Raw genomic sequence first — 21,963 nt, 5'->3', positions numbered from 1 at the left:
TTAGGGTAAAACCTTCTGCAGGGCTGCAATCAGGCGATCTACGCTCTCTGGGCGGCTATTAAAGCCCATCAGCCCAACCCGCCAAACTTTTCCTGCTAGTTCGCCTAAGCCGCCACCCACTTCAATGTTATGTTCGAGTAGTAGCTGCCGCGCGATCGCTTTGCCATCAGCACCATCAGGGATGCAAACAGTTGTTAACGTCGGTAAGCGGAACTCGCGATCGACATGAAGTTTCAGCCCAATCTCTTCTAACCTGTCCCAGAGATATTCGACATTTTGCTGGTGTCGCTGCCAGCAGTTGTCCAGGCCCTCGGCGGCAATTAGGCGCAGGGCTTCGCGCAGTCCATAGTAAAGCTCGATCGGAGCGGTGTGGTGGTAGACGCGATCGCTGCCCCAATATTTACCAAGCAGCAACATGTCAAGATACCAGTTTGCCACCTTAGCTGAACGTTGCTGTAATTTTTTCATGGCGCGATCGCTCATCGTAAAAGGCGATGCCCCGGGCGAGCAGCCCAGACCCTTTTGGCTGCAACTGTAAGCCAGATCGATCCCCCATCGATCTAGAAAGATCGGTACGCCGCCCAAACTCGTGACCGTATCGACTAGCAACAAGCAGTCGAATTCGCGACACAGATCGCCAACCCCTTCTAGCGGTTGCCTTGCTCCAGTCGATGTTTCGGCATGTACCAAAGCCAGGATTGCTGGACGGTGAGTTTCCATCGCCTCGCGTAACTCCTCCAGTCTAAACACCTGCCCCCAAGGTTTAGTTATAACTCGCACGTCACCACCATACCGACCGGCCATGTCAACCAGGCGGTTACCAAAGTAACCAGCAACACCAACTAAAACTACATCACCTGGTTCCACGGCATTAGCAATCGTTGCTTCCATGGCTGCCGTACCCGTACCGCTTACAGCAATAGTTAGCTGATTTTCCGTCTGCCACGTATAGCGTAGCAAAGCCTGAATTTCATCCATCAGCGTTAAGAAGGCTGGATCGAGATGCCCTACTGGTGGTTTGCTCATGGCCTGAAGCACATCTGGGTGTGCGTTTGAAGGGCCAGGGCCTAGAAGCAGGCGGTTGGGCATTATTAATGGTGCGAGTGCTGGTTTCTGACTGTCGTCGATCGCTATTACTTGAGTCATTACTAAGAGTTTTATATGGAAATATTAAAGGTTTAAATTAGAGTGTATAGGCTATTGGTAACCAAGATTGCCAGAGTCAACTATTATTAAGGCCAACGAGCGCGCAGTCTTTATGCCAGCAACTCCACCCCAACCCCCAACCCCTAGCCCCCGGTCCCCAATCCTCTGGACTACCGCAGATCTAGAGCTATTTGCAGGCGATCGCGTTAATCGCTACGAGATTATCGATGGAGAATTATTTGTGACCAGGGCACCGCATTGGAAGCATCAGAACTTGTGTGTAAATATTGGCGCTATACTTAAAGATTGGTCAGATCGGAGTGGTTTGGGTGAAACTGCGATTATGCCTGGAATTATTTTTTCCGATGTCGAGCAAGACGAACTCGCTAGCCCTATCCTGCCCGGTTTCAACTGTGTAGTTGGCAAGTTTTTTTAGATTTACCCCCTAGCAAAAAGTCCCTAGTCAAACTAGGGACTTTTTAGACTTGATTAACAAGTAGTTATAGCTATAGTCAACAGGCTTAGGACGGGGTGCAGGGGTGAAACCCCTGTGTGGGGGCTGCGCCCCTACACCCCCTGTCTTAACAGATCTGTCTATAGCTATATTAACTGATTGAGACGATCGCTCTAACAGCGGTTTACTTGTCTAACTCGGGCATGGATAGAACTGGCTCAGTGCTGCGGTTGATACCTTTCTCAAAACCAGCTACAGCAGCGCGAGCGCGACCTGCGTGCCAGAGGTGACCCACCAAGAACATAAAGAACAGCACGAAATGAGAAGTAGCCAACCAGGAACGAGGCGAAACAAAGTTAACGGCGTTGAGTTCAGTGATAACGCCACCAACAGAGTTCAGCGAACCCAAAGGAGCGTGTGTCATATATTCAGCAGCACGGCGAACTTGCCAAGGCTGAATATCATTCTTAAATTTGTCAATCTCTATTCCATTTGGACCGCGCAGAGGCTCCAACCAGGGGCCACGGAAGTCCCAGAAGCGCATGGTTTCACCACCAAGAATAATTTCACCAGTAGGAGAGCGCATCAAATACTTACCTAAGCCAGTAGGCCCTTGAGAAGTAGCAATGTTAGCACCTAGCTTCTGGTCTCGGACGATGAAAGTAAACGCTTGTGCTTGTGAAGCTTCAGGACCAGTAGGCCCGAAGAACTCGCTTGGATAAACAGTGTTATTAAACCAGACAAAGCAGGTAGCAATGAATGCCATTAAGGATACCGCACCCAAGCTATAGGAAAGATAAGCTTCACCCGACCACACTAAAGCACGACGAGCCCAACCAAAAGGCTTGGTTAAAATGTGCCAGATACCACCACTAATACAGATGATACCGATCCAAATGTGACCGCCTACAACATCTTCGAGGTTATTAACCCCAACCATGTTGCCCGATCCACCAAAGGGAGAGCTTAAAAGATAACCAAAGATAACCAGGGGGTTAATTGTGGGATTGGTTACTAAACGAACGTCTCCACCGCCTGGTGCCCAGGTATCGTAAAGACCGCCAAAAGCCATTGCCTTGAGCACTAACAGAAAAGCTCCTAGACCCAACACGATTAGGTGAAACCCAATAATGTTGGTCATCTTGTTTTTGTCTTTCCAGTCGTAACCAAAGAAAGATGAGTAGTTTTCTAAGATTTCGGGACCGCGAATGGCATGGTAAATCCCACCAAGGCCGAGTACGGCAGAGGAAACCAGGTGTACAACACCCACAACAAAGTAGGGAAAAGTATCAACTACTTCACCGCCAGGGCCAACACCCCAGCCTTGGGTAGCAAGGTGAGGGAGCAAGATTAAACCTTGCTCGTACATTGGTTTTTCGGGGACGAAGTGGGCGACCTCAAATAGGCACATAGCGCCTGCCCAGAATACGATCAAGCCAGCGTGGGCAACGTGAGCACCCAGCAGCTTGCCAGATAGGTTAATCAGGCGAGAATTGCCAGACCACCAGGCATAACCAGATGTGTCTTGAGTACGTCCGCCTACCCCCAATGAATTGAAGTTAATAGTCGTCGTCACTAGGGAATATCTCCTAAAAAAATTGCTTATTCTTACAAATAATCTTAAATGCTTAACAACAATTAGCTATCAGCAATTTTAGTAAACGCTGACAGCTAATTGCCAATAGAGCAACGAACAGCTTACAGAGCGTTACCGCGAGGTAGAACTTCTTCGGGGAAGACGAACTTCTCAGCAGGTTGGTCTTGAGTAGCCATCCAGGCACGAATACCTTCGTTTAAGATCAAGTTCTTGGTATAGAAAGTCTCAAACTCTGGATCTTCTGCAGCTCTAATTTCCTGAGATACAAAGTCATAAGCTCGCAGGTTGAGCGCGATGCCAACAATCCCAATACTGGCCATCCACAAGCCCATCACAGGTACAAACAACATGAAGAAGTGCAGCCAGCGCTTGTTAGAGAAAGCAATACCAAAAACCTGGCTCCAGAAGCGGTTAGCGGTAACCATGGAGTAGGTTTCTTCAGCTTGTGTAGGACTGAATGCCGTAAAAGTAGTTGAACCTTCACCATCTTGATACAGAGTATTTTCTACGGTTGCACCGTGAATAGCACAAAGTAGAGCAGCGCCAAGAACGCCTGCTACCCCCATCATGTGGAAGGGGTTAAGCGTAAAGTTGTGAAAGCCTTGCACGAATAGGATGAAGCGGAAAATGCCAGCTACGCCAAAGCTAGGAGCAAAAAACCAGCCAGACTGTCCCAGAGGATACATCAAGAAAACTGAGACAAATACTGCGATCGGAGCGGAAAAGGCGATCGCGTTATAAGGACGAATCCCAACCAGGCGGGCAATTTCAAACTGACGCAGCATAAAGCCGATCAAACCAAATGCACCGTGCAGGGCAACAAACGTCCACAGACCGCCAATTTGGCACCAACGAGTAAAGTCGCCTTGGGCTTCTGGTCCCCAGAGAAACAGAATGGAGTGACCCATGCTCAGCGATGGTGTCGATACCGCTGCGGTCAGGAAGTTACAACCTTCAAGATAGCTAGAAGCTAATCCGTGGGTATACCAGGAAGAAACGAATGTGGTGCCCGTCATCCAGCCACCAACTGCTAGAAATGCGGTTGGGAAGAGTAGCAGACCACTCCAGCCAACGAATACAAAGCGATCGCGCTTTAGCCAGTCATCGAGGACATCAAACCATCCTCGTTCGGCTTGCTGCGACCGTCCCATTGCTATGGTCATAAATTAAACCCTCTAAACCTATAAATCTGATTTGAGATGAAAATTATTGATTTCTTATTCCTCATACTTTTCACAGCAATACATAAATTCACCCACCATTACTGCGAACATTCACCAAAGAGCTTGGTATAGCAACACTTTGGCTTATATTTGCAATAACTTAGTCGGCAAGATGTGGAGCTTAAAAAGAATCAGAATAGGTTTGCACTAACTGCAAACGCCACCTCACTTAGCTACTAAGTGCGGGCAATATTCCAATTAGCTTCCATTGCTCTACTGAAAAAGCTTTGAGGCTTTTTGGGGTTGCATGGATATTTTTAATAGCTTAACACATCTTTACAGTTCGATCCCCTATCTAGAGGATTACCGATTGTATATGTATTTTTCCTGTTCCCATGAGGGTTTCAGCAGTTTTATCCTTTGAATTTCAAATATAAAGAAATCATTAAAATGACAGGTTAATCTTAACCCGAATAACTTATCAATGCTAGGTTTTGGACTTTTTAGCAATAAGTATTTCTACCGATTGCTTTGACAAGAGATCGCCAGGTTGCCATGTAAGTCTTGCGCGATGAGGCTTTTACCCCTTTTAGCTTGCCTATATCAAACCCAAATATAGTTATTAATACATAGTTGTTAAAAATATGCTTGGCAAAAATCTAGTTTCTTGGAAGACTCTCGCCACGATCCCAGCAGGCTATATGTATAAAAGGGTTGCAGCTAAACCAGATTGGCTAAAAGCTGAGTTCGATATAACAACGTTTTCAGCTCGCGCCAGCCCTGAGCGATCGCCGGACAGATCGAGCCGCACCGTTCAATTAATTGGGGCGATCCACAGTGCGACAAGCCTTCTATGTGAAAGAATCCGTTCCCATCAGTCAGAACTTTGTTAAGGATAATGTCATAGAGTACTAATGGCTTGGGCTTGCTGAATATGATGAATATAGGCGGAAATTTTGCCTCTGCTACGTTTAAGTATTTATCTTTCGCAGGTATGGAACCTATAGCCTGCATAAATATATGTTCAAGCCAACTCGCTTACAAAAATTTTCATCCACCCGCGTTACGGTAATTGGAGCAGGTAATGTAGGTGGTACTTTAGCCCAACGCTTAGCCGAAAAGAACTTAGCGGATGTGGTGCTGCTAGATATTGCGCCTGGGAAACCACAGGGGATGGCGTTAGATCTGATGCAAGCTCGAGCGATCGAGCATCACGATCGCATGATTATTGGCACTAATGATTACAGCGAAACGGCTAATTCCGATGTAATTGTAATTACTGCCGGGGTACCGCGCAAACCTGGCATGAGTCGCGACGATCTGCTGCGAGTTAATGCTGAAATTGTGGCGGAGGTAACGCCCAAAGCCTTAACCTTCTCTCCTAAAGCCATTGTGGTGGTAGTGACCAACCCACTAGACGTGATGACATATCTGGCGTGGAAGGTAAGTGGTTTGCCCGGCCATCAAGTAGTGGGAATGGCAGGCGCGCTGGACGCATCTCGTTTCCAAGCTTTTATTGCTATGGAACTGGGCATCTCGATCGAAGATGTCACCGCTATGGTCATGGGCGGACATGGCGATTTGATGGTGCCGCTGCCGCGCTACTCTACGGTCAGTGGCGTACCTTTGACCGAGCTAATGACTGAAGAGGCGATCGCCCGTCTGGTCGAACGTACCCGTAATGGCGGCGCTGAAATTGTGCAACTCATGCAAACTGGCAGTGCTTACTTTGCGCCCGCATCTGCTGCTTATGAAATGGTGGATGCCATCCTGCTCAACCGCCGTCGCATTATTCCTGTAGCTGCTTACCTCAATGGTGAGTATGGCCTGTACGATATCTTTATGGGCGTACCAGTGCAATTAGGTCGCCGTGGTGTTGACACGGTAGTCGAACTTAACCTGGCTGAGAACGAACTAGCTGCTTTGCATAATTCTGCCAAGTCGGTACGACAAAACATTGACAGCCTAATTCCCATGGGGCTACTTCTTCCTTAGCAATCGCTTCTTACAATCTTTGGGTATGAATCCCTTTAGACAGAAAGGGAACAATTGAGGTTGCAAAAAATCAGTTCTTGCAAAAAGCTAAATCATATGAGTCAAGGTAGGGCTGCTCTCTTAGCATCAGGAGTAGAATGGCGGCTGCTTTCAGGATTAGTGGCGATTCAAGCCGCCATTTCGCTTGCCTGGGTTGTTTACAACATTTACATGCCAGATTTACTCAAACAATTCGGTTTTGACCCAGCATTTGGGCTGACATTACTAACTATCGAAAATTTTATTGCTGCCTTTATGGAACCTATTATGGGCGGGCTTAGCGATCGCCAGAAGCAAAATTTGGGTTCTAGCGTGCCCTTGATTGTGGCAGGCATAATTTTCGCCTCGGCCTTTTTTATGGCGATTCCCGCAGTTACCATCTTTGGCAATCCTCAGAGTATGGTGCGGTGGTTGTTGCCCGCATTCGCGCTCGTTTGGGCAACGGCGATGGCTATTTTTCGTAGCCCCGCGATCGCCTTGCTCGGTCAGTGTGCGAGAGGCTCGAACTTAGCCCAAGCATTTAGCGTGCTTACCTTAACGGGTGGTGCGATCGGAGCGCTTAAACCTTTAGCAGATCGGTTTATTTTTAGCTTTGGCGCTGCTACTGCTTTCACTGTTAGTTCGCTTGCATTTCTAGCAGCCGCAACCCTATTGCGTTTCGTCAAATCCAGTATCCCAACTTCTGACGCAGCAACTAGAAATAGGACTGAGAGTTGTCCTTCGCTTCAAACAATCGTGCCTCAATTACTACTGCTTGGTTTATTAGGCATTTCGATCGCCTGGAGTATGCGTCTAGCAATTGGCGAGACTTTACCCCGACTAATACAGCTAGAGATCGCAGGCGCAAATCTGCAATTGTGGATGGGAGCGATCGCAATCGGCTTAGCCGTTTTTGCCATCCCGGCTGGGTGGCTTGCCGCCAAACTAGGTAACGAGTTGGTTACGGCGAGCGGCTGCCTTGGTGCGGCATTACTGTTGGGATTAATGTCGATCGTGCATGGAGCGATCGCAACGATCGTCTCAATCGCTCTGTTATTAGCATGTTTGAGCGCTGTCATTAACGGCACGATCCCTCTGGCCTTGACTGCGACGCCCAAAAGTTGGAATGGGTTGGGTGTAGGGATTTACTATGGCGGAACTGCTGCGGTTGCCAGCATATTTAGTTTGATATTCCCACTTCCCGAAAGAACGATCGCTTTCTCATCTAGCATTACGATGGCAGCAATCGCTTTGATGGGAAGTGCGATCGTAATTGCAATTGTCAATAGGCTTAAATCCCTACTACAAGAGCAATTGGTGCTGTAATAATTCTCAATATTAAAATTTTATTAAAACGTACCGCAGGGGTGTAGGATTACTGACTGGAGTGTTACACATACTCTAAAAGTCTGTACTGCAAGTTTTACTTAAACGCACTCTTGATGTCAGTTGAGGAGTAAAGTTCTTAGCGATAATCGGGAAATTGTAAGTCGGCAAGCCATAATATCGGCAACGAATAAATGTATAAGTTTTGCCTATACGTCTATAAACATTTAGCAAACTCTAATGGATCGCGTTACTGATAATATTGTTTTAGCTGTCTTGCAGACCGCAAATTACTAGAGATAAGCATCAACTCAAGCGGAATTACTATCTTGGCACCGCTAGGAATTTGTTCCTAATATATTCGATTAATTTGAATTATTTAGCGAATAAAGTTAGCTGGAATAAATTAGTAAAGCAACTAATTTCTCATTAAGTACTTTTGCAGTGAAGCGCTATTGTCAGGCGCTAGTGCTTGTGAAATAGAAATCAATAATGTGCGATCTTCGTGACAGATTAAACTAGAGAACTTTTGTTTTTTAGGATTATTTTCGGGGTTAAGGACTGACCTCGTTACGCGCTTAATAGAGACATTATCATTGACCCGATCGAACGATCCAGGTCTAGAGTATTAGCGCGAAGCTCTGAAATCGAGATTTTCTCTGTTAGACAGGGTAGTTCATTTGACCAACAAGGAGATTAGAATGTCTTATTCGCAAACCCAAACCAAGTCAACGGCAGGCTTTAAAGCTGGCGTTAAGGATTACAAACTCACCTACTACACACCGGACTACACGCCAAAAGATACAGATATTCTGGCTGCTTTTCGCATGACTCCACAACCTGGCGTACCACCCGAAGAATGCGGTGCTGCTGTTGCGGCTGAGTCTTCTACTGGTACGTGGACGACTGTGTGGACAGATTTGCTCACCGACCTCGATCGCTACAAAGGTCGCTGCTATGACATCGAGCCAGTACCCGGTGAAGATAATCAGTACATTGCCTACGTAGCTTATCCTCTCGACCTATTTGAAGAGGGTTCGGTCACCAACATGCTTACCTCTATCGTCGGTAACGTGTTCGGTTTCAAAGCTCTGCGCGCGCTGCGTTTGGAAGATTTGCGCATTCCCGTCGCCTACCTCAAGACTTTCCAAGGGCCTCCCCACGGTATTACCGTTGAGCGCGACAAGCTGAACAAGTACGGTCGTCCTTTGTTGGGTTGCACGATTAAGCCCAAACTCGGTCTTTCTGCTAAGAACTACGGTCGTGCTTGCTACGAAATTCTGCGCGGCGGTCTCGACCTCACCAAAGATGATGAAAACATCAACTCTCAGCCTTTCCAGCGCTGGCGCGATCGCTTCTTGTTCGTAGCCGATGCGATCCACAAGGCTCAAGCCGAAACTGGCGAAATCAAGGGGCACTACCTCAACTGTACTGCCGCTACCTGCGAAGAGATGATGAAGCGGGCGGAATTCGCCAAAGAGCTAGAAATGCCCATCATCATGCATGACTTCCTCACGGCTGGTTTCACCGCTAACACCTCTTTAGCAAGATGGTGCCGCGATAACGGTATGCTGCTGCACATCCACCGCGCTATGCACGCCGTGATCGACCGTCAAAAGAATCACGGCATGCACTTCCGCGTTCTGGCGAAGTGCTTGCGCATGTCCGGTGGCGACCACATCCACACCGGTACTGTAGTAGGTAAGTTAGAAGGCGATCGCGCTTCTACCCTCGGTTTCGTAGACCTGCTCCGCGAAAACTACATCGAACAAGACAAGTCTCGCGGTATTTACTTCACCCAGGACTGGGCATCTATGCCTGGAGTAATGGCAGTTGCTTCCGGTGGTATCCACGTATGGCACATGCCTGCTCTGGTGGAAATCTTTGGCGACGACTCCGTACTGCAATTTGGTGGCGGTACGCTGGGTCACCCCTGGGGTAATGCGCCTGGGGCAACCGCTAACCGCGTTGCACTTGAAGCTTGCGTTCAAGCTCGTAACGAAGGTCGCAACCTGGCTCGTGAAGGTGCAGACGTGCTCCGTGACGCCGCCAGATGGTCTCCTGAATTGGCGATCGCCCTCGAAACCTGGAAGGAAATCAAGTTTGAATTTGACACCGTAGATACTCTCTAGAAATTAATCTTGGGGAGAAATCTCGGAACTTATCTAGAAATTGGGTTGGGAGCTAGTAATATTTACTTAAACTCCTGACCTAATCTCCAAGTCATTCATGGATCTAAAGCGAATCGCCAAGGCTACAGCTAAAACCCTAAGTAGCTACCTTACCTATGAGGCAATGCGAACGGTGGTCGATCAGCTACAAGAGACTAACCCTCCCTTAGCACACTGGCTGGCCGGGTTTTCACCCACTGGGAAGCTCCAGGATGGAGAGATATATCTAGAAGCTCTGCTACAAGCAAACCAAGAGTTAGCTTTCCGCATTATGACTGTGCGGCAGCACCTGGCCGAAGAGATCGCAGATTTCCTCCCTGAAATGACTCGCAGTGGTATCCAGGAGTCGAATATGCGACTGAGGTGCCAGCATTTAGAGAGAATTGTCAATTTCTCAGCAACTACTCCAGATCCATCGGAATCTGCTAATCGAAGTATTGAACACAATATCGATCGCGCTACCGAGCCAGTCGATCCAGAAACTGTAGACACATCTATAGATTCCGACTCACAGGTTTCTGGTGGCGATCGCTAAACTGTAAACTCCAAAATATTGGTCTAGAAAATCATGCAAACTTTACCTAAAGAAAGACGTTACGAAACCCTTTCCTACTTGCCCCCTCTGAGCGATACTCAAATTGCCAAGCAGATTCAGTACATTCTCGACAGTGGATTTTTCCCTTGCGTTGAGTTTAACGAAGATTCCGACCCAACCAGGTACTATTGGACGATGTGGAAGTTGCCAATGTTCAATGCCACCAGCGCCCAAGAAGTACTCAGCGAAGTTCAAGCTTGCCGTTCTGCCTATGGCAATTGCTACATTCGCGTAGTTGGCTTCGACAACATCAAGCAGTGCCAAGTGGCGATGTTTATCGTGCACAAGCCCAACGCGAGCCGCTACTAAGCAACTCTCGTTCAACTCAAATCTCTAAATCTATAAATTCAACACTTAGAGGCAGCTTCACACTGCCTCTATTTTTCCATGTATAGCTATAGCAATCTCTTATCTGGGCAGAGATTCGCATGCTATGCCATCACGATCGCGATCGAGGCGATGCGGATCGGTACGATCGGCATTTAAAACTGCCTGGGCTTCCCTTTGGGTTTTAAAATCTTTACAGTCAAGGTCTTTAGCAATACCACCACGATCTCTCGGTTGCCGGTCAGGCGCGATCGGAGGTATAGTTTGCGCTGGTTTATGCGATAGGTTGCGCGGTTGCTGCGCTTGTCTGAAATCCCAAGGCATTTGCGGATCGGCCTGGCTCCACAAACCCAAGTGATTTTGTCTGGCGATCGCCTCTGCGTGCAAATATCGATCCTTGCTAGCAGCACAATTGTTGAGGTATTTTCTGTAGACAACAGCCGTTCCCTCTGCCACCATTTGGAGATTAACAGAGTTAGAATTGCCAATAAACACCTCTGCAACGGTTCTGCCATAGCGATCGCGCTCTATCGGTCTAATTTGAACTGGTTGACCTTGTGGCAAAAGCTGCCGCAGTCTTTCAGTCGCAATTTTTCCCCAAGGTTGAGAACTTTCTGGTGCGTCGATGCAAGCTAGTCGAACAGTCAGAACGCGATTTCGATCTGAGATCCTAATCGTATCCCCATCTCCTACGCCGATCGCCTGGGCTGGCTCTGTGACCTGAGCCACGGCAGGAGAAGAAAAGGCAGTAAAGCCAAAGCTAGACAAGATAAGACTTAAAATCAGAAATTTCACTTCTATTCCCCGATCCGCAATCTTTACAATAATACCAATTTGAACAGAAAACACGACAGCTCGAAAGGGATGGCAACCCTGCGTGGGGTCTTTGCCCCACTGGTCTACCAGAGCTGTCACGTCTACATAGCCATAGAATGAAAGTAATGATGCAGAAAAGAGTGATGATGAAATCTGAAATCTTGGAAATAATAAGACAAATGCCAAACGAGGAGCGGTTTGAAATTATAGAATTTGCTCTAAGATTGGTGCGTGAAGATATATCAAAGCCTAATTCTGATAGGGAAAAGTTGGAATTAGTCCACGCTGCTGAGGCTATGAGTCCATTCTACGAACCGGGCAGTGAGTTGGTAGAGTTTACAGATCTCAACGCTGAAGACTTTTATGAGTACCAAGACTATGCTTAGAGGTCAAGTCTGGCTACTATGCATGAAATTGGTAGAGCTATGGCTATTGTCCTAAATATTGGAGAAGCTTTAACTTAAGCCCTCATGGTTAGAACTCCCACACTAAAATTCGATCGCGGTACGTTAATTTTGCATCCACCGCCCAAAGGCAAAGCCTGGGTCGAATATTTTGAGTGGGACGATCGCGTCGAAAAATTCCGCGCCTATGCCTATAGATATCGCGAAATAGTCATTGGACTTCGATCTGCTGATGCAAGTTTTACTGATGAGGCAAAAGCGTTTGCTGAGGTGAGTCTCATACCTGGTATGGAAATGCAACCCTACCGCCACCAAAGTGAAGCCCTAGAAGGATGGCAGCAGGCCGGTAAGCAAGGCGTTGTAGTACTTCCCACGGCTGCTGGAAAGACGTATCTAGCTCAACTAGCGATGCAGCTCGTAGCTCGCAGCACTCTCATCGTAGTCCCAACCATAGATCTGATGCATCAATGGTATGCCCATCTGGTAGCTGCTTTCCCGGATGTGGAAGTCGGTTTATTGGGAGGAGGTTCTAGGGATAGAACTCCATTGTTAGTGGCGACTTATGATAGTGCTGCAATCAATGCCGAGACCTTGGGTAACAAATATGGATTATTGGTATTTGATGAGTGCCATCATCTACCCACCGACTTCAATCGCGTAATTGCCGAATATTCCATCGCTCCCTATCGATTAGGATTGACGGCAACACCCGATCGCACTGATGGCAGGCATGCCGATCTGGATTTACTCATTGGTCGAGAAGTCTATCGCAAGACCGCTGAAGAATTATCAGGCCAGGCATTAGCAGATCATGAGATCGTGCAAATTAAAGTTAAGCTTTCCAGTCAGGAGCGCGATCGCTACGATCGACTTACCGATACGCGCAACCAATTTCTCAGGGAATCGCATATTTCTCTGGGGAGCATGCAGGGCTGGCAAAACTTCGTGCAGGCAAGCGCGCGATCGCAAGCAGGCAGGCGGGCAATGCTGGCGCACCGTCGGGCGAAGGAAATTGCGCTTGGCACCGATGGCAAGTTGCGGGTGATGGCAGATTTACTGGCGCAACACTATCCAGAGCGAGTGCTAATTTTCACGAATGACAATGCCACCGTCTACCGTATCTCGCAGGATTTTCTCGTTCCTGCGATCACGCATCAAACCCCTGTAAAAGAACGCCACGCAATTTTAACTCGATTTCGCCAGGGAGAATATAAAACCCTGGTCACGTCACACGTACTAAATGAAGGCGTTGACGTACCTGACGCGAGCGTAGCGATTTTGCTCTCGGGGACTGGTTCGGCTCGCGAATATATTCAGCGACTGGGGCGAATTTTGCGACGCGGGGCCGATCCCAACAAACAAGCCATTCTCTACGAAGTCATCGCCGAAAATACCAGTGAAGAGAGAACTTCAGAGCGGCGACGGGGTAGAAGCGAACGTCCTGAGAGTTATGGTTCAAACATCACAGCCCTTCCATCATCCCGACAGTTGGGCATCGTCTACGGCGGGGAGTCTTACGATAGCCCCAAAGCAGCAGAGCCATCGGAAGATTGGTAGGTTCATAAATAAAAGAGTCCCCATTTGGAGACTCTTTTATTTCAATCTACAAGACTAATCTTGTTAGTTTGTTAGCCAAAGGCTGTTGCCGTTGAGGCTAGCACAAATGCCGCATAGGTAAAGATGAAACCAGTTGCAAAGTGAGCTAGACCGACTAAGCGAGCCTGTACGATTGACAGAGCGACGGGCTTATCCTTCCAGGAAACAAGCTGAGCGAGTGGCGTGCGTTGATGCGCCCAAACCAAAGTCTCGATCAGTTCTTGCCAATAGCCACGCCACGAGATCAAGAACATGAAACCAACAGCCCAACAGAGGTGAGCGCCCAGGAAGATCCAGGACCAGATGGAGATGTTGTTCATGCCGAAGGGGTTGTAGCCGTTGATTAGCTGAGCGGAGTTTGCCCAGAGATAATCGCGGAACCATCCCATCAGGTAGGTTGAGTTCTCGTTGAACTGTGCAACGTTGCCTTGCCAAATACCCAAGTGCTTCCAGTGCCAGTAGAAGGTCAACCAGGCAATAGTATTCAGCATCCAGAAAGCAGCTAAGTAGAAGGCATCCCAAGCAGAGATGTCGCAAGTACCGCCACGACCAGGGCCGTCGCAAGGGAAGCTGTAGCCAAAGTCTTTCTTATCTGGCATTAGCTTAGAGCCACGGGCATCTAGCGCACCCTTAACCAGAATTAAGGTTGTGGTGTGCAGGCCGAGCGCAATCGCATGGTGCACCATGAAGTCGCCAGGGCCAATGGTCAAGAATGGAGACATGGTTTCGCTGTTAATTGCAGCTAGCCAGCCTGGCAACCAGACATCACCATGATTGGGCCATGCGGTTGTGGCAACGCTATCAGGATTAGATAGCAGAACGTTAAAGCCATATAGAGCTTTACCGTGGGCTGCTTGAATCCACTGAGCAAACACTGGCTCCACCAGGATCTGCTTCTCAGGCGTACCAAAGGCTACTACAACGTCATTGTGGACGTATACACCTAGGGTGTGGAAGCCCAAGAATAGAGATACCCAGCTCAGGTGCGAGATAATCGCTTCTTTGTGATCGAGAATGCGACCCAAAACGTTGTTTTTGTTAGCTTCGGGATCGTAGTCGCGGATCAAGAAGATCGCGCCGTGGGCAAACGCACCCAGCATCAGGAACCCAGCGATGTACTCGTGGTGAGTAAACAAAGCAGCTTGAGTGGTGTAATCCTTGGCAATAAAGGCATAGGGAGGCATTGAGTAGAAGTTTTGCGCTACCCAAGAAGTTAGCACGCCCAAACAAGCCAGGTGCCATCCGAGTTGGAAGTGGAGCGACTCGTTATAAGTGTCGTACATGCCCTTGTGACCATCACCTAAGATGCCACCTAAAGGAGTGCCAGCCGGTGGGTTGTGTGCTTCCATGATGGTCTTCATGCTGTGACCGATACCGAAGTTGGTACGGTACATGTGACCAGCCACGATGAATAGCACGGCGATCGCCAGATGGTGATGAGCGATATCAGTCAACCACAGCGATTCGGTTTGAGGATGGAACCCACCTAAGAAGGTCAGGATTGCAGTACCCGCGCCCTGAGACGTGCCAAAGATATGACCGGCAGTGTCAGGATTTTGGGCATATACGCCCCAGTTGCCCGTAAAGAAAGGAGCAAGTCCAGCCGGGTGAGGGGAAACGCTCAAGAAGTTGTCCCAACCGACGTGCTGTCCGCGAGATTCGGGAATTGCCACGTGGATGATGTGACCGGCCCATGCTAAAGAGCTAACGCCAAACAGACCTGCCAAATGGTGGTTCATGCGAGATTCAGCATTCTTGAACCAGGCCAGGCTGGGGCGGAAACTGGGTTGCAGGTGCAGCCAACCCGCGAATAGCAGAACGGCGGCCAATATCAGCAGCCAGATTGCGCCACCAAACAGCTCTTGATTGGAGCGCATCCCTTGGGTATACCACCAGTGATAAACGCCTGAATAGCAAATATCAACGGGACTGGTAGCACCAGCTTGGCTGTAAGCTTCAACTGCTGCTTTGCCAAATTGAGGATCCCAAATTGCGTGTGCAATTGGCTTGGTATTGACTGGATCTTTGATCCATTGTTCGAAGTTACCTTGCCAGGCGACATGGAACAGATTGCCAGAAACCCACAGGAAGATGATTGCCAGATGGCCGAAGTGAGAAGCAAAAATCTTTTGGTAAAGATTTTCTTCAGTCATGCCGTCATGGCTTTCAAAATCGTTAGCTGTGGCGATCGCGTACCATATCCGACGAGTAGTCGGATCGTTAGCGAGGTCCTGGCTAAATTTAGGGAATTTAGTTGCCATAGTTTTAGTTATTTCTCCTCGCTATTATCCAAGTGCTCCATAGCGTGCTAAGAAGAAAGCCCATGTTGTCGTAATTCCACCCAAGAGGTAGTGAGCTAAGCCCACTGCACGGCCTTGAGTAATGCTCAAAGCACGGGGTTGAATCGCTGGAGCAAAATTAAGCTTGTTGTGCGCCCAAAGAATAGACTCAATTAGCTCTTGCCAGTAGCCGCGACCGCTGAACAAGAACATCAAGCTAAATGCCCAGACAAAGTGAGCAGCCAAGAACATCAGACTGTAAGCAGATAGACTAGATCCATAGGATGTCAATACCTGCGTAGCCTGTGCCCAGAGGAAGTCACGCAACCAGCCATTAATGGTTAATGCGCTTTCTGCAAAGTTGCCACCAGTCATATTAGTGACAGTGCCGTTGGAGGCTACAGTACCAAAGATATCAGACTGCATCTTCCAGCTAAAGTGGAAGATCACTACGGAAATGCAGTTATACATCCAGAAGAGACCAAGGAACACGTGATCCCATGCTGAAACTTGGCAAGTACCGCCACGACCAGGACCATCGCAAGGGAAGCGGAAGCCCAACTCCGACTTGTCTGGAATCAGACGAGAGTTGCGAGCAAACAGCACGCCTTTCAGCAGAATCAGGACGGTAACGTGAATGGTGAACGCATGAATGTGATGCACCAAAAAGTCAGCCGTACCGAGATTCATGTGAGCCATTGCGACTTTGCCGCCAACTGCAACGACATCACCGCCAAAGATGGGGCTTACAGAAGCACCAGCATAGGGGGCAGTGACACCAGCCGCACCAGCATGAAGGCTTTGCAGCCAATTAGCAAAAATGGGCTTGAGCGAGATCGCTGAATCAGAGAACATATCCTGCGGACGACCCCATGCACGCATGGTGTCATTGTGGATGTACAGACCGAAGCTGTGGAAGCCAAGGAAAATACATACCCAGTTGAGGTGAGAAATAACTGCATCTCTATGACGCAGAATGTTGTCCAGCACGTTGTGATTATTTACGGCTGGATCGTAGTCGCGCACCATGAAAATGCCAGCATGAGCAGCAGCACCGCAGATCATAAAGCCGCCAATCCACATGTGGTGGGTGAATAGCGAGATCTGAGTGGCGTAGTCGGTAGCAATGTATGGGTATGCAGGCATAGCATACATGTGCTGAGCGGCAATAATCGTTACTGAACCGCCGATCGCCAGGTTAACTGCTAGCTGAGCGTGCCAAGAAGTGTTGAATACTTCATACAGACCCTTGTGACCGTTACCGGTAATCATTACGGGATCTTTATGAGCTTCTAGCATTTCCTTCATGCTGTGACCGATACCCCAGTTAGTGCGGTACATGTGGCCGGCAACAATGAACATTACCGCTAGCGCCAGGTGATGGTGGATCTGATCTGTCATCCACAAAGAGCCAGTTTGAGGGTTCAAACCACCTCTAAACGTGATGAAATCAGAGTAAACGCCCCAATTTAACGTAAAGAAAGGAGTCAGACCCTTAGCAAAGCTGGGGAACAGTTCTGCCATCAAGCTGGAGTTCAGGATGAACTCGTGTGGCGCTGGAATGTCCTTAGGTGCTACACCCAAATCTAACAAGGTGTTGATTGGGAGCGATACATGCACCTGGTGCCCTGCCCAAGCTAGAGAACCTAGCCCGAAAAGACCAGCGAGGTGGTGGTTCATCGCTGATTCCACATTTTGGAACCATTCCAGCTTAGGAGCGGCCTTGTGATAGTGGAACCAACCGGCATGGAACATCAGACCAGCCATTACCAGACCGCCGATCGCCGTGCAGAGCAACTGATATTCCGTTGTAATACCAGCAGCACGCCACATGTGGAACAGCCCGGAGGTAATTTGAATACCCTGGAAGCCGCCACCGACGTCTCCATTTAAAATTTCTTGACCGACAATCGGCCAGACAACCTGCGCGCTGGGTTTGATCTTTACGGGATCGCTCAACCAGGCAACGTAATTAGAGAATTTAGCGCCGTGGTAGTACATACCACTGAGCCATATAAAGACAACTCCCAAGTGTCCAAAGTGGACGGAAAAAATCTTGCGAGCAGTGTCTTCTTCGTTTGTAAAACTATCAAAGTCATGGACATCGGCATGAAGGTTCCAAATCCAGGTAGTGGTTTTTGGTCCCTTCTTTAGAGCGCGATCGAAATGTCCTGGCTGTCCCCACGTATCAAACGAGGTAGGCACGACATCGCGATCGACACTCACTTTTACCTTTGCCTCTGGCTTTTGAGGAGTCATTGTCATTGAGGTTTCCTCTCTCAATTTATTAAGACAAGGTTTATGTGTTTGCTTGTCCCTTCGCCATCTATAAAGCTAAATCTATGAATAAAATAAGGACTGCGGTTATAGAAAGCTAAGGACTTAAAGGGTAATTATAGGTTTAGACCTGGAACCATCTTGATACTGCTTAACAATTATTTAGATAGCGCTCAAGTAAGAGCCGATAGGCATTAGCAAGTATTCGCAGTCAATTCACGTTGATGATTTTTAATATTTTCCTTAAAAAAAATTAACAAAGTCCAGCTTTAAGCGAAGAACATACCTATGCGAGGAACATACCTATTAAAAATCCCAGAGTCAAACCAGAAGTGTGCCCGATCGCGCTGACATTGGGTGTGGTCAGATCGAAAAACATCTGCAAGCACACGATCGCGATAATCGTTCGCAATCTTTGGGCAGCAAAGCGCGACTTCTCTCTCCGCCAAGCTTGAAACAAAATAGCGCCCGTTACCCCCACCATGCCCATAATTGCGCCGGAGGCTCCTACCGTAATTTGACCTGTGACGTTTTGCGCGATCGCGAGAATTGTCACGACTAACATCGACCCCACCCCGCAAAAGAGGTAGGTTGCGAGGTAGCGCCAGATTCCCAGTTTCAGTTCCACAAAGATGCCCAGATAATAAAGCCCCAGCATATTAAGTGCTAGGTGCAAATAGCCAAAGTGCAAAAAAGTGGCACTCAGCAAACGCCACCATTCACCTTGCAAAATCACGGTTGGTACCAAAGCACCCAGGCGGTAAAGTACCTCAATATCTTCACTACCACCAGCAAAGAGCTCGATCGCAAAGACCACCAGATTTATCCCAATGAGCAAAAATGTACCGTAGGCTTTCTGGCTCACTCGACGGGATGGTTTGCCATACATATTTTCTTGGTGTACCTCGCGACCGAGGCGCTCCAGAATTTGCATTGACGATGCCGTTAAGATCGCGTGCGGCTCGACTTGAGATCTAGATAGTCGCCACTTGGCAGCATTACATAGCGAAGCATCGCCAGAATTGCAAAGATCTGCAAAAGTTTCTCGTGCCCTTAAAAGATCGCCACAGGCACTTTCAGCAGTTGCCAGCCAGAAACTTTGAAAACTAGCTGAATAGTTGGCCAATTGATGCTCGAACATGAGTTTTACCTGGGCAGGATCGCCGCAAAAGGCAAACACCATCATTCTTGCGAGAGCTAGACTTTGGCGATCGCCAGTTCTGCCAACAAGCTGCTCAAAACTCGTTAAACCTTGCAATAGTCCATTTAGATCGCCAGTTTCACCTAAAGCTCTGAGGTAAAAGAACATTAACTCTACATCTGTTTGCAAGATCTCAGGCGGGCAGTTCTCTTCGATCCAGAGCAATAGATCTTGCCAACGACCTGCCATGCGATAGAGCAACACTACAGCAGTTCTACCTAAGGGGGTTGGAGAATTGTGATAGCGGCTCAAAATTTTAGTTGCCCGCTCAAAGTCGCCGTTCTGGCCCATCTCCAGAGCTTCGAGCAATTTAGGATATTCCGGCAGTCCGTCCATAGGATGCAATAATTGCAACCACTGAGCTAGCTCGCGCGCATGCCTGTAGCGTTGCTGCGAGACTAGAGTATTAAGCCTATTCAAGCCGCAAAGTGGGATGACAAGCAAGATCGCCCAGAGACTGCCTCCAACCAGGCTCGACCAAGTAGGCGCAAAATAAGCTAAGGCAAGCGTGACGACCAGGATCGTACCTGCAATCCACCCCCAACCACTTTGACGACCCAGTCGCACCATTTGTACTAGCAGGGAGATACAAGACAGACAAACTGTCCAGAGCAGGATCTGGTTGGGGTTCATGGAAATTTTTCAACCTGTAAATTTTTCATTGATATGCTCTAAGTACGGGCAGGTTTAGCTAAAAGTTTTTGCTTGTTACCGATAACGCTCGTACAAAACCTGCCCCTGTCCCTGCCCCTACGCCAATGTATTTTTTACAGCAACAAATTTTTCAAGGTTTATTTAGCCGGTTGAGTCCCATTATGCTTGGCAATCTGATTAACTTGGGTCGCAACCCAGAGATTCCTTAGTACTCACGCCTGTTTTAGAGTTGGTACCTTGAGCCTTTTGACATAACCATTTAACCTGAGCGCCATCGAGGATCGCATCGGTAAAATCGGCTCCTGTAATATTGGCAAAATCAAAGGTACTTCGCAGCAAGATAGTATCTACCAGAATGGCATTACTAAGGTTGGCATTGGCAAAGTCTGTCTGATCGAGCATACCAGAGGTAAAATCTGCCCCGTGCAGATCGGCATGGCGCAGAACTGAAGCACTAAAAATCGCACCTCTGAGATCGGCATTCGCAAAATTTGCACCTTCCATATTGGCTTTAGCGAAGCCCGCACCGCGTAGCTCTTGGCCTGAAAAGTCGCGTCCTTTTAAGTCACCAAAATTAAATGATAGGGGTTCAGCCCTAGCTAAGGTAGGTCTGAGCACCGCGATCGCGATCGCCAGGATCAATGGGTAAATAAACAACCGTGCCAACCTTTGCATAAACATATCCAACCATTTGCAAATTGATATTTATAGGGTAGCCGAGATAGCTTTGCAAAGGCCTAATTTTAAATACCCCCACCGCCCATCAACAAACCCAAGCCATGCAAAAAGACGACCAGCCTAATAGAATCAAACTAGTCGCCTTTTTGAGTATAAATTCCTAAAGTTGAAGAGTGAATCTATGCTTCACGCTCGACATAGAGGAACAAAAGAGCCATAGCTGCCATTGGGAACACCCAGCAGGTTACAGGAATAAAAATCCAGGGCAAATATGATGCTGCGTATGAACCTAACATGTATAAATTCCCTATAATTTAAGTTGAATAATAGATTTGACATCCTCCCTACCCTGAAGGATAGGGCTTCTTAAGACAAGATTAATAGTTCAAGACTAATAGTTAACCAGTCCTCTAAAGATGGCATCTACACCAGGAAGATTGGCAAATAGCAGATAAGCTACAAAAGCGCCACCGGCTGCTCCGATAAAGAAGCTGCTGGCAAAATCACCCCAGCCTGAAGACGTTCTGAACTCTTCAGGAGCATAGGTTGCAAAAGCTTTTCCGGTTTTTACTTCGCCATGCAAGGACAAAGCGATCGTCAAAACCGTAATTATTCCGGCAACAGTTAGTAAGGCAGCAATGCTGGCTGCATCTGTGCCTCTGGCTGGACCGCAGAGTGCCTCTGGGCCAAACAAGAAATAGCCGTGTGCCATGCCGATCTCTAAACCACGACGGCTGGGAGACAGCCCTTTGCGGTAAGCAGGCAGATTGCCAATAAAAGCCTTCGTAAAACCAGAATCACTTATGGGTGTTGATAAGTGACCGTCTTGCGGATCGCCATGATAAGGGTTAACAAAGCTCATACTTAATTCTTTAAAAATTTAAAAGAACGGTTTAAACTCACATTCTAGAGAATAAGCGCCTTCTTAAGAGCAGAATCAGCAGATAACTTCAGAAAAGTTCACAGTTGATTTGTAGTGTTAAGATTTGCCGCTCGCGATCGGGGTTTAGCTTCTCAAAAAGAAACCCCACAAGCTCAATAGGAATAACCTGAATATCCGACAAAAATGAGGAATAGCTTTATATACCAACTTGCCACAGGGTGTAGATGTAGGGCGCATCCTGGGCTGCTACTAGCCTACCGAAACCAAATCAATAGCATACCACTGGTTTAGGTAGTTCTAAGTATGGAGGATATAGATGGTTAGCTGTGTATAAGACCTACTAAATAGGAAATGCGGGTTAGACTATCCCCTAAATTTCAAAC

The 21,963-nt window shown here is 47.9% G+C and carries 18 protein-coding genes and 1 pseudogene; 8 read left to right on the top strand and 11 right to left on the bottom strand.

Features of this window, described 5'->3' with window-relative positions:
* On the bottom strand, window positions 1-1,146 hold the full coding sequence (locus PSE6802_RS0116940) for an alanine--glyoxylate aminotransferase family protein (protein WP_026103357.1): 1,146 nt from the start codon (window positions 1,144-1,146) through the stop codon (window positions 1-3).
* A gap of 112 nt (window positions 1,147-1,258) precedes the next feature.
* On the opposite strand from PSE6802_RS0116940, the pseudogene PSE6802_RS31235 reads away from it, so the two are divergent.
* Window positions 1,259-1,513 (top strand): annotated as a pseudogene (locus PSE6802_RS31235) (hypothetical protein); the annotation flags it as partial.
* A gap of 271 nt (window positions 1,514-1,784) precedes the next feature.
* Here PSE6802_RS31235 and psbC read toward each other — a convergent pair.
* The 3 genes from psbC to PSE6802_RS0116920 all read right to left on the bottom strand — a co-directional run bounded on the left by psbC (window position 1,785) and on the right by PSE6802_RS0116920 (window position 5,374).
* On the bottom strand, window positions 1,785-3,176 hold the full coding sequence (gene psbC, locus PSE6802_RS0116930; RefSeq protein WP_019501233.1) for a photosystem II reaction center protein CP43: 1,392 nt from the start codon (window positions 3,174-3,176) through the stop codon (window positions 1,785-1,787).
* Between the two features lie 122 nt (window positions 3,177-3,298).
* Complete coding sequence (gene psbD / locus PSE6802_RS0116925; RefSeq protein WP_019501232.1) at window positions 3,299-4,360, bottom strand: photosystem II D2 protein (photosystem q(a) protein); 1,062 nt, start codon at window positions 4,358-4,360, stop codon at window positions 3,299-3,301.
* A 720-nt stretch (window positions 4,361-5,080) separates the two neighbouring features.
* Entirely contained in the window at window positions 5,081-5,374 is a 294-nt protein-coding gene (locus PSE6802_RS0116920) for a hypothetical protein (RefSeq protein ID WP_019501231.1), read from the bottom strand.
* Between the two features lie 6 nt (window positions 5,375-5,380).
* Here PSE6802_RS0116920 and mdh point away from each other — a divergent pair, with 6 nt between their 5' ends.
* From mdh to PSE6802_RS0116895, 5 genes are all read left to right on the top strand, one after another.
* A complete protein-coding gene (mdh, locus tag PSE6802_RS0116915; protein ID WP_019501230.1) occupies window positions 5,381-6,355 on the top strand; it encodes a malate dehydrogenase in 975 nt (324 codons plus the stop codon).
* A 96-nt stretch (window positions 6,356-6,451) separates the two neighbouring features.
* The gene (locus tag PSE6802_RS0116910; protein ID WP_019501229.1) at window positions 6,452-7,699 is read left to right on the top strand and encodes an MFS transporter; all 1,248 of its coding nucleotides are present in this window, start codon (window positions 6,452-6,454) and stop codon (window positions 7,697-7,699) included.
* Window positions 7,700-8,400: 701 nt separating this feature from the next.
* Window positions 8,401-9,831, top strand: coding sequence for a form I ribulose bisphosphate carboxylase large subunit (locus PSE6802_RS0116905; RefSeq protein WP_019501228.1), 1,431 nt, complete (start codon window positions 8,401-8,403; stop codon window positions 9,829-9,831).
* Between the two features lie 97 nt (window positions 9,832-9,928).
* On the top strand, window positions 9,929-10,405 hold the full coding sequence (rcbX, locus tag PSE6802_RS29360) for a RuBisCO chaperone RbcX (protein ID WP_019501227.1): 477 nt from the start codon (window positions 9,929-9,931) through the stop codon (window positions 10,403-10,405).
* Window positions 10,406-10,438: 33 nt separating this feature from the next.
* Window positions 10,439-10,774 carry a ribulose bisphosphate carboxylase small subunit gene (locus PSE6802_RS0116895; protein ID WP_019501226.1) on the top strand — a complete coding sequence of 112 codons (336 nt, stop codon included), beginning with the start codon at window positions 10,439-10,441 and terminating at the stop codon, window positions 10,772-10,774.
* A gap of 99 nt (window positions 10,775-10,873) precedes the next feature.
* Here the strand turns inward: PSE6802_RS0116895 and PSE6802_RS32055 are convergent, their stop codons facing one another.
* On the bottom strand, window positions 10,874-11,641 hold the full coding sequence (locus PSE6802_RS32055; RefSeq protein ID WP_225902679.1) for a thermonuclease family protein: 768 nt from the start codon (window positions 11,639-11,641) through the stop codon (window positions 10,874-10,876).
* A gap of 92 nt (window positions 11,642-11,733) precedes the next feature.
* On the opposite strand from PSE6802_RS32055, the gene PSE6802_RS0116885 reads away from it, so the two are divergent.
* Together PSE6802_RS0116885 and PSE6802_RS29355 are read left to right on the top strand one after the other, a co-directional pair.
* Window positions 11,734-11,994: a hypothetical protein gene (locus PSE6802_RS0116885; protein ID WP_202950709.1), complete on the top strand. Its 261-nt coding sequence runs from the start codon at window positions 11,734-11,736 to the stop codon at window positions 11,992-11,994.
* Between the two features lie 84 nt (window positions 11,995-12,078).
* Window positions 12,079-13,569, top strand: a complete 1,491-nt coding sequence (locus PSE6802_RS29355; RefSeq protein ID WP_019501223.1) for a DEAD/DEAH box helicase — start codon at window positions 12,079-12,081, stop codon at window positions 13,567-13,569.
* 71 nt (window positions 13,570-13,640) lie between these two features.
* Here PSE6802_RS29355 and psaB read toward each other — a convergent pair whose 3' ends face one another.
* The 6 genes from psaB to PSE6802_RS0116855 all read right to left on the bottom strand — a co-directional run bounded on the left by psaB (window position 13,641) and on the right by PSE6802_RS0116855 (window position 21,559).
* The gene (gene psaB / locus PSE6802_RS0116875; RefSeq protein WP_019501222.1) at window positions 13,641-15,869 is read right to left on the bottom strand and encodes a photosystem I core protein PsaB; all 2,229 of its coding nucleotides are present in this window, start codon (window positions 15,867-15,869) and stop codon (window positions 13,641-13,643) included.
* A gap of 24 nt (window positions 15,870-15,893) precedes the next feature.
* Entirely contained in the window at window positions 15,894-18,152 is a 2,259-nt protein-coding gene (gene psaA / locus PSE6802_RS0116870; protein WP_019501221.1) for a photosystem I core protein PsaA, read from the bottom strand.
* A 298-nt stretch (window positions 18,153-18,450) separates the two neighbouring features.
* Window positions 18,451-19,998: a rhomboid family intramembrane serine protease gene (locus PSE6802_RS0116865; protein WP_019501220.1), complete on the bottom strand. Its 1,548-nt coding sequence runs from the start codon at window positions 19,996-19,998 to the stop codon at window positions 18,451-18,453.
* Window positions 19,999-20,196: 198 nt separating this feature from the next.
* A complete protein-coding gene (locus tag PSE6802_RS0116860) occupies window positions 20,197-20,700 on the bottom strand; it encodes a pentapeptide repeat-containing protein (protein WP_019501219.1) in 504 nt (167 codons plus the stop codon).
* A gap of 176 nt (window positions 20,701-20,876) precedes the next feature.
* Window positions 20,877-20,993 carry a photosystem I reaction center subunit VIII gene (locus PSE6802_RS32050; protein ID WP_071592302.1) on the bottom strand — a complete coding sequence of 39 codons (117 nt, stop codon included), beginning with the start codon at window positions 20,991-20,993 and terminating at the stop codon, window positions 20,877-20,879.
* Window positions 20,994-21,088: 95 nt separating this feature from the next.
* On the bottom strand, window positions 21,089-21,559 hold the full coding sequence (locus PSE6802_RS0116855) for a photosystem I reaction center subunit XI (RefSeq protein WP_019501218.1): 471 nt from the start codon (window positions 21,557-21,559) through the stop codon (window positions 21,089-21,091).
* Window positions 21,560-21,963 lie beyond the last annotated feature (404 nt).

Origin of the sequence: Pseudanabaena sp. PCC 6802 (genome assembly GCF_000332175.1) — a bacterium.
Lineage (GTDB): Bacteria > Cyanobacteriota > Cyanobacteriia > Pseudanabaenales > Pseudanabaenaceae > PCC-6802.
Note: the sequence above shows the minus strand (reverse complement) of the source record. Positions and strands in the feature narration are given on the sequence as shown.

Excerpts from the sequence above, each read along its gene's own strand:
- mdh (WP_019501230.1), top strand. The coding sequence starts at position 5,381 with ATGTTCAAGCCAACTCGCTTACAAAAATTTTCATCCACCCGCGTTACG.
- PSE6802_RS29355 (WP_019501223.1), top strand. The coding sequence starts at position 12,079 with ATGGTTAGAACTCCCACACTAAAATTCGATCGCGGTACGTTAATTTTG.
- PSE6802_RS0116865 (WP_019501220.1), bottom strand. The coding sequence starts at position 19,998 with ATGAACCCCAACCAGATCCTGCTCTGGACAGTTTGTCTGTCTTGTATC.
- PSE6802_RS0116855 (WP_019501218.1), bottom strand. The coding sequence starts at position 21,559 with ATGAGCTTTGTTAACCCTTATCATGGCGATCCGCAAGACGGTCACTTA.
- PSE6802_RS0116860 (WP_019501219.1), bottom strand. The coding sequence starts at position 20,700 with ATGTTTATGCAAAGGTTGGCACGGTTGTTTATTTACCCATTGATCCTG.
- PSE6802_RS0116895 (WP_019501226.1), top strand. The coding sequence starts at position 10,439 with ATGCAAACTTTACCTAAAGAAAGACGTTACGAAACCCTTTCCTACTTG.
- rcbX (WP_019501227.1), top strand. The coding sequence starts at position 9,929 with ATGGATCTAAAGCGAATCGCCAAGGCTACAGCTAAAACCCTAAGTAGC.
- psaB (WP_019501222.1), bottom strand. The coding sequence starts at position 15,869 with ATGGCAACTAAATTCCCTAAATTTAGCCAGGACCTCGCTAACGATCCG.
- PSE6802_RS0116910 (WP_019501229.1), top strand. The coding sequence starts at position 6,452 with ATGAGTCAAGGTAGGGCTGCTCTCTTAGCATCAGGAGTAGAATGGCGG.
- psbD (WP_019501232.1), bottom strand. The coding sequence starts at position 4,360 with ATGACCATAGCAATGGGACGGTCGCAGCAAGCCGAACGAGGATGGTTT.
- PSE6802_RS0116905 (WP_019501228.1), top strand. The coding sequence starts at position 8,401 with ATGTCTTATTCGCAAACCCAAACCAAGTCAACGGCAGGCTTTAAAGCT.
- PSE6802_RS0116920 (WP_019501231.1), bottom strand. The coding sequence starts at position 5,374 with ATGCAGGCTATAGGTTCCATACCTGCGAAAGATAAATACTTAAACGTA.
- psaA (WP_019501221.1), bottom strand. The coding sequence starts at position 18,152 with ATGACAATGACTCCTCAAAAGCCAGAGGCAAAGGTAAAAGTGAGTGTC.
- PSE6802_RS0116885 (WP_202950709.1), top strand. The coding sequence starts at position 11,734 with ATGATGCAGAAAAGAGTGATGATGAAATCTGAAATCTTGGAAATAATA.
- PSE6802_RS0116940 (WP_026103357.1), bottom strand. The coding sequence starts at position 1,146 with ATGACTCAAGTAATAGCGATCGACGACAGTCAGAAACCAGCACTCGCA.
- PSE6802_RS32050 (WP_071592302.1), bottom strand. The coding sequence starts at position 20,993 with ATGTTAGGTTCATACGCAGCATCATATTTGCCCTGGATTTTTATTCCT.